The sequence below is a fragment of the Rhodococcus sp. MT28 genome (assembly GCF_058792695.1).
In genome coordinates this window covers 218894-230937 of the sequence record NZ_JBXAFD010000001.1, presented here as the reverse complement: position 1 = coordinate 230937, position 12044 = coordinate 218894, and the positions used below count along the sequence as shown (strand labels likewise).

The window sequence follows — 12044 nt, the reverse complement described above, 5'->3', positions numbered from 1 at the left end:
TGCGCCCGTTTTGCCGTTCGATGTGTGACGGTACGCCGAAGTGCTTCACATCGAACTGCAGAAGGGTGTCTTCGTGGTGGTCGGATCGGCGTACTCCCCAGGGCCGATGTTGGTGGGTAAGAAGGCAGTGGTCACAGGCGGTTCCCAGGGAATCGGCGCAGCGATTGTTCGAGCATTTGCATCGCATGGCGCGTCAGTTCTGGTTGTCGACGTGGCTCCTCTTGGCGACGTCGAATTCGACTCGGCTGCAGGTGGTTCGATCAACTATCTCGAGTACGACGTGCGGACGCGGGAAGTCCCCGTCGCGTTGACCGAGTTCGCCCCGGACGTCCTGGTGAACAATGTGGGTCATTTCCTGAACCCGCCGACAGAGTTCACCGGTACGGATCCCGGTTTCTGGTCCGAGGCCGGCAGCATCAATTTCGATCACGTCGTGCGTCTGACCCATGCCCTGCTTCCCGGCTTGATCGACCGCGGTTTGGGTGGATCGATCGTGAACCTGACGACGGTGGAGGCGCATCGAGCGATCCCGGGCCACACGATGTACTCGGCATACAAGGCCGCGCTGACACAGTTCACCAGGAGCCTTGGTGTGGAGATCGGTCGAACCGGAGTGCGCGTCAACGCCATTGCCCCGGATCTGATCGAGTCGGTACAGGTGCCGTATCGCACGATCGTTCCCGCCGACGACTGGGACAAGTGGCCGGGGTGGGCACCGTTGGGCGGACCGGGCCAGCCGGTCGACATTGCCGGCCCCGCACTGTTCCTGGCTTCCGACCTGGCGAGATACATCACCGGAACCGTGATCCACGTCGACGGCGGCTCGCACGCTGCCGGAGGCTGGTTCCCCACAGAAGAGGGTGGCTGGACCAACCGGCCCCGAAAGGCTTGACACATGACAACTTTCAGTCTGAATGTTCCCAACTTCGGCACCACTCTCGCGGAGGACTCCTACGCGAAACTCGTGCAGGTCTGTCAGAACGCGGAAGCTGCCGGCTTCGACCGGGTCCTCGTCACCGATCACGTGGTGATGGGCTCGGACAACTCGGCGTACACGTGGTCGGCGTTCCCCACCGAGCCCGACGCCAACTGGCTCGAGCCGCTGACCGTCCTGGCTTTTGTTGCCGGACAGACGAAGACAATTCGCTTGGGGACCGGAATCGTCATCGCGGCGCTGCGTGGGGGAGCGGTACTGGCCAAGACGGCCGCGACACTCGATCTGCTCTCCGGGGGCCGACTCGACCTGGGCGTCGGAACAGGTTGGCAGGAACGTGAATACGAGGCGGCAGGTATGGACTTCGGTAAAAGGGGACCACTGCTCGACGACGCTCTCGCAGTGTGCCGGGCCCTGTGGAGTTCGGCGCCGGCGAGCATCGACACCCCTCGTCTGAAGTTCGACGACGTGTACTGCGCGCCCCGTCCGGCCGCTGGAATCCCGATCTGGGTGTCCGGTTCGCTCTCCAAGGCCGTTGTACGACGCGTCGCAACCTGGGGTGACGGGTGGATTCCGATCATGGGTGCCGCGGACGACGACCTACGTGAAGGGATCGACGTCATCGGCAAAGCGATGGCGGATCTCGGACGCGATCCAGCGGAATTGCAGGTCCGTGGGCGACTGACCGTCGTACGCGGGTCCGACGGTTCGATCGACCTCCCGGCGACGATGATCGGCGCCGAGCAGCTGCTCGAATCCGGTGCCACCGATGTGCTGGTTGCGCTGGCGGCAGTAGATCCGGATCCGGATGCGGCGATGGCAGAGTTCGGCGAGCTGGTGGCGGCCTTCGCAAAGGTGACCCGCTGACGATTGCGTCGAGGCGGTAGTTCTATCGTGCGAAGTGTTGTAGTGCAGCCTGATCGAGGAGAGAACACATGACCGAGAGCATCGTCGTGGATACGAGCCTGGAAGCGTTGCTCGACGCCCGGATCAGCTGCCGCGCCTACGAGGACCGTCAGGTGCCACGTGAGGTGATCGAGGAGATCCTTCGGCTGGCGCAGAAGACGCCGTCGTGGTGCAACACGCAACCGTGGCAGGTCGCGATCACCGAAGGGGAGGGCACCGAGCGATTCCGCGCCGGTCTCGGTGAGTACGTGATGGCCAACGCCCAGGAGTCGGACTTCGAGTTCCCGCGCGCGTACCAGGGCATCTACAAGTCGCGTCGGTTCGACTGCGCGATGGCGCTGTATTCGAGCGTCGGAATCGAGCACGGTGACCGCGCCGGATCCGCGGCACAGACGATGAAGAATTTCGAGCTCTTCGGCGCTCCCCACGTCGCGATCATCACCACCGACGAGGCATTGGGCACCTACGGCGCAGTCGACTGCGGGTTGTACGTGAACAGCTTCCTGCTCGCGGCCCAGAGTCTGGGGGTCGCCACCATTCCGCAGGCGGCGCTCGCGGGCAGCTCCAAGTTCATTCACGAGCATTTCGGTATCGACGACACTCGCAAGGTTGTCTGCGCGATCTCGTTCGGATACCCCGACGCCGACCACCCGGTGAACGGATTCCGCACCGAACGCGAAATCGTCGACAACGTCGTGCAGTGGATGTCGAACTGACAGGGATGTCGAACTGATCACCTGCTGGTCGGGGGATTGAGTGTTGCGTAGTTCCACCTGAAAGACTGGTGGCATGTCCGACACACCCGAACTGTTCGATCGTCTGCGCCGATTCCCCGATGTCGAGGCACCCAATCTCTTTGCCGTCGATGCGGCTGATCGTCTGATCCTCGACGAGGCCGCCGACGCTCTCGCCGCGGCACCGGCGGGCACCGTCGTCGTGATCGGCGATCATTACGGTGCGCTGACTGCCGGTGTTGCGCTCGTGCACGGAATCGCCGCCGTGCGCGTTCACCAGGATCCGCTCACCGGAGAGCTGGCCCTCGCGAACAATGCGCGCGAACTCGGATTCAGTGACGCCTTCACCTCGCACGGACTGGACGAGGAGTTGCTCAGCGGCGCCCGCGTCGTGCTCATGCAATTGCCGCGTAGCCTCGCCGAACTTGCCGAGATCGCCCAGCTGATCGCGCTTCACGCCGACCCGGCGGTTCGTGTCTTCGCCGGTGGGCGTGACAAGCACATCACCCCGGCGATGAACAAGGTTCTCGGCGAATCGTTTTCCGACGTCAGCGCCTCGCGTGGGCGTCAGAAGTCCCGCGTACTCAAGGCTTCGGAACCGAAGCCCGATGTTGCTATCACGTTCCCGGTGACCGAACGCCTCGACGAATTCGACCTCGACGTCGTTGCTCACGGCGCAGTGTTTGCCGGTGCGAGCCTGGACATCGGCACCCGGTTGCTCCTGGAGAACCTCGGAAAGATTGCGGTCGATCCGCTGAGCGACGTGATCGATCTGGGTTGTGGCAGCGGCATTCTCGCGGCGGCGATCGCGCGGAAGTTCCCGGACGTGCACGTGATCGCAACGGATCAGTCCTCGGCAGCCGTCGCTTCGGCTCTGGCGACTGCGTCCGCAAATGGCGTCGGCGATCGAGTGAGCGGCCTGCGCGACGACGCCGTGGGTTCGTTGCCCAGTGCGAGCGCGGATCTGGTTCTGTTGAACCCGCCGTTCCACGTCGGCGCGGCGGTCCACACCGGCGGAGCACTCAAGATGTTCGAAGCTGCTGGCCGTGTCCTGCGTCCCGGTGGCGAGTTGTGGACTGTTCACAACGCGCATCTGGGGTATCGCGAACCGTTGAAAGCCGCGGTGGGTCCGAGCGAGGCGATGGCGAAGAACGCGAAGTTCATCGTGATGAAGTCGGTCAAACCGTCCTAGTATCGAAAAGGGACGAGTGTCGAAGAGTGTTGATCTTCCGGAAATGCGCCGGGAACTACAACCGAAGCTTCGACGTTGTAAATTACGAGTGCTTTACTTTTAGTCAGGTACACGGACCGTGTCGGAAACTCGGATCCGTCCGGCGAACCCGCGACGCACCCGTCGTAGGCCACCACGATGAAGGGATGATCACGGTGCGCACCACCAGCAACCCGGTGTTCCGCAATCTGCCCAAGCAAGAGGGCAACGGATACGCCTCGTTCGGATCTGCGACGGCGGGCGCCTCGCAGGCAACCCAGCAGTTCGGTCAGCCGCAGTACGCTCCGGCCGAGCCGTACCAGACCGGTCCCACCTCGCGGGCCATGACGATCGACGACGTCGTCACCAAGACGGGCATCACGCTCGGTGTGCTGACGATCTCGGCACTGGTGTCGTACTTCCTGGTCAACAACAACGCCGACCTCGCAGCCCCGCTGGTCATCGGCGGCGGTCTCGTCGGCCTCGTTCTGGTTCTGGTCGCGACGTTCGGTCGCAAAATGGACAACCCGGTAATCGTGTTGGCGTACGCCGTCGCCGAGGGTCTGTTCCTCGGTGCGCTGTCGTTCATGTTCACTGATATTCAATTCGGTGGCGTCGGCGGATCCGCACTGATCGCGCAAGCAGTCCTCGGAACGTTCGGCGTGTTCTTCGGCATGCTGGTCGTCTACAAGACCGGTGCGATCCGGGTGACACCGCGTCTGACGCGAATGATCATCGGCGCATTGATCGGCGTTGTCGTTCTGGCCCTCGGTAACCTCGTCGCGAGCTTCTTCGTCGAGGGCGGACTGGGACTGCGTGACGGCGGAACGCTCGCCATCATCTTCAGCCTCGTCTGCATCGGCATCGCAGCCTTCAGCTTCCTGCTCGACTTCGACGCCGCTGATCAGCTGATCCGCGCACAGGCGCCCGAGAAGGCAGCCTGGGGCGTCGCATTCGGGCTCACCGTCACCTTGGTCTGGCTGTACGTCGAGATCCTGCGTCTGCTGAGCTACTTCAACAACGACTAGTTCTCGAGTCGATCCGTAACACGAAGAAGGGCCCCGCGAGGGGCCCTTCTTTTGTCGTCTGTGGGCGGTTACGGTGCTTGGATGCCTAGCAACTGCTTGGTTTGGAACGAAGGGGAGCGAATGTCGACAAACACCTCTGAACCCATCCTGGTCGCGGATGCCGGAGCAGTGCGAACGCTGACCTTCAATAATCCGAGTCGCCTGAACGCATTTGATGCAGCCGGTTTTCGAGCGTTCACCAAAGCGCTCGACGACGCGGCGTCGGACGAAGCCGTGGCCGTGGTGATCGTCGAGGGCGCAGGCAAGGCATTTTCCAGTGGCGTCGACCTACGCGCACTCGCCGAACCAGGCGCAGACAACGCCGACTTCGGCCACGCATTCGCGCCGCTGATCGTCGCGCTGGTGGAGTTCCCGAAGCCTTTGATCGCCGCGGTACACGGCGCTGCCGTCGGCATCGGCCTGACCATGCTGCTTTACTGCGACGTCGTCTACGTTGCCGAGGACGCACGTCTGCGTGCACCGTTCACCTCGCTGGGTACCGCTCCCGAAGCTGCCAGTAGTTGGTTGCTGCCCAAGGTGATCGGAACACAGCGCGCCGCCGAGCTGATCCTGTCGGCGCGGTGGCTCAGCGGCGTCGAAGCGGCCGACTACGGACTGGCAAACGTGGCCGTACCGGCCGAAGAGGTTCACAGCCGTGCTCGGGAGAGCGCCGAGCAGATTGCCGCCAACGTCGGACCGGCAGTCCTTGCCGCCAAACGACTGCTCCGTCACGGATGGGCGGACGAAGCTCGCGCTGCCGTGCAGCGTGAGGACGACGCTGCGCGAGAGTTGATTCGCGAGTTGGGGAGTTTTGCTCGGAAGTTCACGACTACCTGAAACCCGACCACACGAAAGCGGCCGCCCGGCAGAAGCCGGGCGGCCGCTTTCGACGTGCTCAGGGGATCAGCTGAGGCGCTCGATCACCATTGCCATGCCCTGTCCGCCGCCGACACACATGGTCTCGACGCCGAAGGTCTTGTCCTGCTCCTGCAGGTTGTTGATCAGGGTGTTGGTGATACGGGCACCGGTCATACCGAAGGGGTGACCCAGCGCGATCGCGCCACCGGAGATGTTGAGCTTGTCCTCTTCGATGCCCAGTTCGCGAGCGGATCCGAGGACCTGCACTGCGAATGCCTCGTTGATCTCGAACAGGTCGATGTCGGAGATCGACTTGCCGGCGATCTTCAGGGCGTTCTTGACGGCCTGGATCGGGCCGAGGCCCATGATCTCGGGGGACAGGCCCGAGACGCCGGTGGAGACGATGCGAGCGAGCGGGGTCAGGCCGAGTGCCTTTGCCTTGGTGTCGGACATGATCACCAGTGCGGCTGCGCCGTCGTTGAGCGGGCAGGCATTGCCGGCGGTGACGGTGCCGTCGGGGCGGAAGACGGGCTTGAGGCCGCTGATGCCCTCGTAGGTGGTGCCGGCGCGGGGGCCGTCGTCCTTGGAGACGACGGTGCCGTCGGCGAGCGTGACGGGCGTGATCTCACGCTCGAAGAAGCCGCGAGCGATGGCTTCCTCGGCGCGGTTCTGGCTGCGAACTGCCCAGCGGTCCTGGTCTTCGCGGGTGATGCCGGTGGCGGAAGCGACGTTCTCCGCGGTCTGGCCCATACCCAGGTACACGTCGGGGATCAGGCCCTCTTCGCGAGGATCGGTCCAGGCGACTCCACCTTCGGCGAGCTTGGCGCTACGGGCCTGCGCTGCGTCGAAGAGCGGGTTCTTGGTGTTGGGGAGGCCGTCGGCGTTGCCGGTGATGAAGCTGGAGACGGACTCGACGCCGGCGGAGATGAAGACGTCGCCCTCGCCTGCGCGGATGGCGTGCAGAGCCATGCGGGTGGTCTGCAGCGAGGAGGAACAGTAACGGTTGACCGTGACACCGGGGAGGAAGTCGTAGCCGAGCTGGACGGCGACGACGCGGGCGATGTTGAAGCCCGACTGGCCGGCGGGCTGGCCGCAACCGAGCATGAGGTCGTCGATCTCGGTGGGGTCGAGCTCGGGGATCTTTGCCAACGCGGCGGCAACCATCTGAGTTGCGAGGTCATCCGGGCGGATGTCCTTGAGCGAACCCTTCATTGCGCGGCCGATGGGCGACCGTACTGCTGAGACGATTACTGCCTCGGGCATGAAAACTCCTTTTGTGTACTGCTCGAGGGCGGCTTGAAACGCCGTCGAGCAGGGCAAGTTGAATGCAGCTTCGACTTACAATTTACGTTGCCGCTCCCAGATGGTGGTCACGCAGTCTCACTCAGTTGACGTCGGGGCGCTGACCTGCAGGTTTGGTGCGTCTCGCGAAGGCTTTCCACTGGGTTGCCGCCGCCGTCAGTCGGGCCGCGACGGTGCGGGCTTGCGCCGCCTCCGAAACGTGGGGGAGCTCGGGTAGCGGGCCACCCTGCCATTCACCCAGAGCCGACGCGAGAACCGGGACGATCTGCTTCGCCGCGAGTTCGTATCCGGCCGCGGACGGATGGAAACGGTCGGCCGAGAACATCGTGTCGGGCGAGGCCAGGAATTCCTTGGCCAGCAGGTCGGCTAGTGGAACGGGATGACCCCCGGCGTTTCTGGTCGCGGCCGCCTGGGCGAGTGCGAGGCGATGGCCCCATTCGCGCACCACGGAGCGCAGAGGTTGCGGGATTGCCGTGACCACCCCCAGATCCGGGCAGGTGCCGACAACAACGACGGCACCGCTCTCGCGTAAGCGTCGAACCGCGTCGCCGAGGCGTTTAGCCGACGCGTGAATCGCGTTCTTGGCGGTGACGTCGTTGGCGCCGATCAGGATCACCGCAGCGTCCGGGGGAGGACCGGCGACGAACATGGCGTCGACCTGCCCACTCAACCCGCGGGAGGTGGCGCCCCCGATGGCCTTGGTGCTCAAACGGATTCGCTTCCCGGTTTCACTCGCAAGCAGCTTCGCGACCTGAACACCCGGTACTTCCGAGGCCGTCAGCGCGCCGACGCCGGCCGCAGACGAATCGCCGAAGATCATCAAGTGGAGATCGAAGGGCACGGCCCGCCACCAGAGTTCCGGGTTGTCGGCGCCGGGTGCGTACACCCCGTCCGCCTCGGGTGGCTTGGCGATATTGCGACCGATCACCCCGCGGGCCGCCCCCGCCTGCGACATCAGATAGTTGTAGCCCAACCAGGAGAGCGTGCCTGCACTCGATCCGGCCACCACCGTGGCCACCGACGCTTTCAGTCCGGTTCGACTCACACTTGCCAATCTAGCCGGATTGCACCACCTTCGCCCGACGTCCGCGCGCACCGTTTTCTTTCATCTGGGAACATGGACGAATGCGCATCGCGGAACACGTCGTCGACCTCATCGGCAACACCCCACTCGTCAAGCTCACGTCCGTCACGGGCGAAAACTTCGGCACGGTGGCAGCCAAGGTCGAATACCTCAACCCTGGCGGTAGCTCCAAGGACCGCATCGCCGTCAAGATGATCGACGCAGCCGAGGCTTCGGGTGAACTGAAGCCGGGCGGCACCATCGTCGAGCCGACCTCGGGCAACACCGGAATCGGCTTGGCGCTCGTGGCGCAAAAGCGTGGATACAAGTGCGTTTTCGTCTGCCCAGACAAGGTCAGCGAAGACAAGCGCAACGTCCTGCGCGCCTACGGCGCCGAGGTGGTCGTGTGCCCCACGGCCGTCGCGCCGGACAACCCGAACAGCTACTACAGCGTCTCCGACCGTCTCACCCGTGAGATCCCCGGCGCCTGGAAGCCCAACCAGTACTCCAACCCGGGCGGACCGGAGAGCCACTACGAGACCACCGGCCCCGAGATCTGGGCCGACACCGACGGCAAGATCACGCACTTCGTCGCGGGCGTCGGCACCGGCGGCACCATCACCGGCACCGGCCGCTACCTCAAGGAAGTTTCGGGCGGCAAGGTCAAGGTCATCGGCGCAGACCCCGAGGGCTCCGTCTACTCCGGCGGCACCGGTCGTCCGTATCTGGTCGAAGGCGTCGGCGAAGACTTCTGGCCGTCGGCATACGACCCGTCCATCCCGGACGAGATCATCGCCGTCTCGGATGCCGATTCCTTCGAGATGACGCGTCGCCTCGCCCGCGAGGAGGGACTGCTGGTCGGCGGTTCCTGCGGTATGGCCGTCGTCGCTGCCCTCGAAGTAGCCAAGCGTGAGGGCCCCGACGCCCTGATCGTCGTCCTCCTCCCGGACGGTGGCCGCGGCTACCTGTCCAAGATCTTCAACGATCAGTGGATGGCGTCGTACGGATTCCTGCGCACCCCACTCGACGGCAAGACCAACGTCCCCACCGTCGGCGACGTTCTGCGTGGCAAGTCGGGCGAGCTGCCGGACCTCGTTCACACCCACCCGTCGGAGACCCTGCGCGACGCGATCGAGATCCTGCGCGAGTACGGCGTGTCCCAGATGCCCGTCGTGGGTGCGGAACCGCCGGTCATGGCAGGCGAGGTCGCCGGAAGTGTGTCCGAGCGGGATCTGCTGAGCGCGGTCTTCGAAGGCCGTGCGCACCTTGCGGATTCCGTCGAGAAGCACATGAGCAAGCCGTTCCCGCTCATCGGTTCCGGCGAGCCGGTCTCGGCTGCCACGAAGGCGCTCGGGGACACCGACGCACTCATGGTCGTCGACGACGGCAAGCCGGTCGGTGTCATCACGCGCCACGATCTCCTGGGTTTCCTGAGTTCGGATTCCTGAGTTCGGATTCCTGCGCCGGCACCGGCGCCATTAGGCTGGGGACCATGAGTGAGCAACGCAGCAAGGCCGACAACATCAGCTGGCAGGGTTTCTCCACGAAAGCGGTGCATGCGGGTTACGAACCCGATCCGCTGACCGGTGCGGTCAACGTGCCGATCTACGCGAGTTCCACCTTCGCCCAGGACGGCGTCGGTGGAATGCGCAGTGGCTTCGAGTACGCGCGAACGGGTAACCCCACCCGTCGCCCACTCGAGGCGAACCTCGCCGCGCTCGAATCCGGAACCTACGGCCGAGCGTTCAGTTCGGGAATGGCGGCCACCGACTGCCTGCTCCGTTCGGTACTTCGACCCGGCGATCACCTGGTCATCCCCGACGACGCGTACGGCGGAACCTTCCGTCTCATCGACAAGGTGTTCACGCAGTGGGGGATCGAGTACACCCCGGCTCCGGTGTCCGACGTCGATGCGGTGCGCGCGGCGATGAAGTCCAACACCAAGCTGGTCTGGGTCGAGACGCCCACGAACCCGCTGCTCAATATCGGTGACATCGAGCTCCTTGCCGAGGTCGCCCACGAGGGCAACGCAAAGATCGTGGTGGACAACACCTTCGCCTCGCCGTACCTGCAGCAGCCGCTGCAGCTCGGTGCCGACATCGCGCTGCACTCCACGACCAAGTACATCGGCGGACACTCCGACGTGGTCGGTGGCGCTCTCGTCTGCAACGACGAAGAACTGGACACCGCGTTTGCCTTCCTGCAGAACGGATCCGGCGGCGTTCCCGGCCCCTTCGACGCGTTCCTGACGTTGCGCGGAATCAAGACACTGGCGCTGCGCATGGAGCGTCACAGTGACAACGCGGAGAAGGTCGTCGAATTGCTCGACGGCCACCCCGCGGTTGCCAGCGTCATCTACCCCGGACTGGCTTCGCATCCGTCGCACAAGGTCGCGGCCAAGCAGATGCGACGCTTCGGCGGCATGATCTCCGTCCGCCTCAAGGGCGGCAAGGCGGCAGCTCTCGACCTGTGCTCGCGCACCGAGATCTTCACGCTGGCAGAATCTCTCGGCGGAGTCGAATCCCTCATCGAATTCCCCGGTGCGATGACCCACGCCTCGACGGCCGGTTCCGCTCTCGAGGTTCCCGACGATCTGGTTCGCCTGTCGGTCGGCATCGAAGACGCCTCCGATCTGGTCGGCGACATCGAGCAAGCGCTGTCCTGATCTTCGCTCTACAGTAATTCGACTTCGAATCTGCAGTGCGCCTTCACACCTCACGAGGGTGTGGAGGCGCACTTTCTGGAGGCATGCGTGAATCTCGAACAGATAAAGGCTGCACAGCAACTGCTCGCCCCGGTCATGCGACGCACCCCGGTCGTGGCCTCGCGAGTGTTGTCCGAAACCACCGGCTTCGCCGTGAGCTTGAAATGTGAAAACCTGCAGCGCACCGGCTCTTTCAAACCGCGCGGTGCGTACAACCGCATTGCCAATCTTTCCGCAGAGGAACGGGCAGCGGGCGTGGTGGCGGCCAGTGCCGGTAACCATGCGCAGGGAGTTGCCTGGTCTGCAACAGAATTGGGAATCAAGTCGACCGTCTTCATGCCGACGGGTGCGCCGCTGCCGAAGTTGGTGGCCACCAAGGCATATGGAGCTCAGGTCCACCTGCACGGTTCGACTGTCGACGAAGCGCTCGTGGCCGCTCGCGAATTCGCGGACCGAACCGGAGCAGTTCTGGTCCACCCGTTCGACCACGAGGACGTCGTGGCGGGGCAGGGGACTGTGGGGCTCGAAATCCTCGAGCAACTGCCTGAGGTCGGCACGATCCTCGTTCCCACCGGCGGCGGCGGTTTGATCGCGGGAGTGGCTGCAGCCGTCAAAGCTGTGCGCCCGCAGGTCCGCATCGTCGGAGTGCAAGCCGAGACCGCGGCTGCCTGGCCGGCGTCGTTGGCAGCCGGGAAGCCGACCGCCTTGGCGTCGATGTCCACGATGGCAGACGGTATCGCCGTTGGCTGCCCGGGCGAGGTTCCGTTCGCCGAAGTTGCCGCCCATGTCGACGCCGTGGTGACGGTCAGCGAGGAAGCGCTGTCCAAAGCGCTCCTGCTGTGCCTCGAACGCGCCAAGCTCATCGTCGAACCGGCCGGCGTCGCGGCCGTCGCGGCCTTGATGACCTGTACTCCGGAGGAGCTGGGACTGACAGGGCCGGTGTGCGCCGTGCTTTCCGGCGGCAACATCGATCCGCTACTTCTCACGCACGTCATCTCGCACGGTCTGCGAGCGGCCGGACGGTTCCTCGGAGTTCACATCACCATCGACGATCGGCCGGGCGCACTGGTCTCGTTGCTCGAAGTGGTTCGAGCGAACGGCGCCAGCGTGGTCGATGTCATCCATTCCCGTACCGGTGGCGAACTTGCACTCGACGAAGTGGAAGTCTTCCTCACCGTCGAGACGCGTGGTCCGGACAACAAGGCGGAACTTCTGACGGCCTTCGACCGCGCCGGTTACGCAGTACGACTGCAGAACTGAGGCGAG

Annotated in this window: 11 protein-coding genes; 9 read left to right on the top strand and 2 right to left on the bottom strand. The window is 64.4% G+C overall.

Translation table 11 applies throughout. The annotated features are described in order from the left end of the window. Positions 1-40: 40 nt before the first annotated feature. The 6 genes from AC1Q6C_RS01070 (at position 41) to AC1Q6C_RS01045 (ending at position 5688) form a co-directional block, all read left to right on the top strand. Positions 41-892: an SDR family NAD(P)-dependent oxidoreductase gene (locus AC1Q6C_RS01070; RefSeq protein WP_007728815.1), complete on the top strand. Its 852-nt coding sequence runs from the start codon at positions 41-43 to the stop codon at positions 890-892. A gap of 3 nt (positions 893-895) precedes the next feature. After that, entirely contained in the window at positions 896-1801 is a 906-nt protein-coding gene (locus AC1Q6C_RS01065; RefSeq protein WP_003943284.1) for a TIGR03619 family F420-dependent LLM class oxidoreductase, read from the top strand. Between the two features lie 68 nt (positions 1802-1869). After that, positions 1870-2556, top strand: a complete 687-nt coding sequence (locus tag AC1Q6C_RS01060; RefSeq protein WP_042920892.1) for a nitroreductase — start codon at positions 1870-1872, stop codon at positions 2554-2556. Between the two features lie 73 nt (positions 2557-2629). Then, positions 2630-3766, top strand: coding sequence for a class I SAM-dependent methyltransferase (locus tag AC1Q6C_RS01055; protein WP_192712319.1), 1137 nt, complete (start codon positions 2630-2632; stop codon positions 3764-3766). Positions 3767-3960: 194 nt separating this feature from the next. Beyond that, positions 3961-4812 (top strand): Bax inhibitor-1/YccA family protein, encoded by an 852-nt coding sequence (locus tag AC1Q6C_RS01050; protein ID WP_397524164.1) that lies wholly within the window; start codon positions 3961-3963, stop codon positions 4810-4812. A gap of 120 nt (positions 4813-4932) precedes the next feature. After that, the gene (locus AC1Q6C_RS01045) at positions 4933-5688 is read left to right on the top strand and encodes an enoyl-CoA hydratase/isomerase family protein (RefSeq protein ID WP_058037251.1); all 756 of its coding nucleotides are present in this window, start codon (positions 4933-4935) and stop codon (positions 5686-5688) included. Between the two features lie 66 nt (positions 5689-5754). On the opposite strand, the gene AC1Q6C_RS01040 is transcribed toward AC1Q6C_RS01045, so the two are convergent. Both AC1Q6C_RS01040 and AC1Q6C_RS01035 read right to left on the bottom strand, forming a co-directional pair. Further along, a complete protein-coding gene (locus tag AC1Q6C_RS01040; protein WP_019744600.1) occupies positions 5755-6972 on the bottom strand; it encodes an acetyl-CoA C-acetyltransferase in 1218 nt (405 codons plus the stop codon). Positions 6973-7093: 121 nt separating this feature from the next. Continuing rightward, complete coding sequence (locus AC1Q6C_RS01035; RefSeq protein ID WP_042448870.1) at positions 7094-8065, bottom strand: SGNH/GDSL hydrolase family protein; 972 nt, start codon at positions 8063-8065, stop codon at positions 7094-7096. 71 nt (positions 8066-8136) lie between these two features. Here AC1Q6C_RS01035 and AC1Q6C_RS01030 point away from each other — a divergent pair, with 71 nt between their 5' ends. The 3 genes from AC1Q6C_RS01030 (at position 8137) to ilvA (ending at position 12038) form a co-directional block, all read left to right on the top strand. Next, on the top strand, positions 8137-9522 hold the full coding sequence (locus AC1Q6C_RS01030) for a cystathionine beta-synthase (RefSeq protein ID WP_003943292.1): 1386 nt from the start codon (positions 8137-8139) through the stop codon (positions 9520-9522). Positions 9523-9566: 44 nt separating this feature from the next. After that, positions 9567-10739, top strand: a complete 1173-nt coding sequence (locus AC1Q6C_RS01025) for a cystathionine gamma-synthase (RefSeq protein ID WP_007728802.1) — start codon at positions 9567-9569, stop codon at positions 10737-10739. 135 nt (positions 10740-10874) lie between these two features. Next, positions 10875-12038, top strand: coding sequence for a threonine ammonia-lyase (ilvA, locus tag AC1Q6C_RS01020; RefSeq protein ID WP_223304414.1), 1164 nt, complete (start codon positions 10875-10877; stop codon positions 12036-12038). Positions 12039-12044 lie beyond the last annotated feature (6 nt).

Excerpts from the sequence above, each read along its gene's own strand:
- AC1Q6C_RS01065 (WP_003943284.1), top strand. The coding sequence starts at position 896 with ATGACAACTTTCAGTCTGAATGTTCCCAACTTCGGCACCACTCTCGCG.
- AC1Q6C_RS01060 (WP_042920892.1), top strand. The coding sequence starts at position 1,870 with ATGACCGAGAGCATCGTCGTGGATACGAGCCTGGAAGCGTTGCTCGAC.
- AC1Q6C_RS01055 (WP_192712319.1), top strand. The coding sequence starts at position 2,630 with ATGTCCGACACACCCGAACTGTTCGATCGTCTGCGCCGATTCCCCGAT.
- AC1Q6C_RS01045 (WP_058037251.1), top strand. The coding sequence starts at position 4,933 with ATGTCGACAAACACCTCTGAACCCATCCTGGTCGCGGATGCCGGAGCA.
- AC1Q6C_RS01040 (WP_019744600.1), bottom strand. The coding sequence starts at position 6,972 with ATGCCCGAGGCAGTAATCGTCTCAGCAGTACGGTCGCCCATCGGCCGC.
- AC1Q6C_RS01030 (WP_003943292.1), top strand. The coding sequence starts at position 8,137 with ATGCGCATCGCGGAACACGTCGTCGACCTCATCGGCAACACCCCACTC.
- AC1Q6C_RS01025 (WP_007728802.1), top strand. The coding sequence starts at position 9,567 with ATGAGTGAGCAACGCAGCAAGGCCGACAACATCAGCTGGCAGGGTTTC.
- ilvA (WP_223304414.1), top strand. The coding sequence starts at position 10,875 with ATGCGACGCACCCCGGTCGTGGCCTCGCGAGTGTTGTCCGAAACCACC.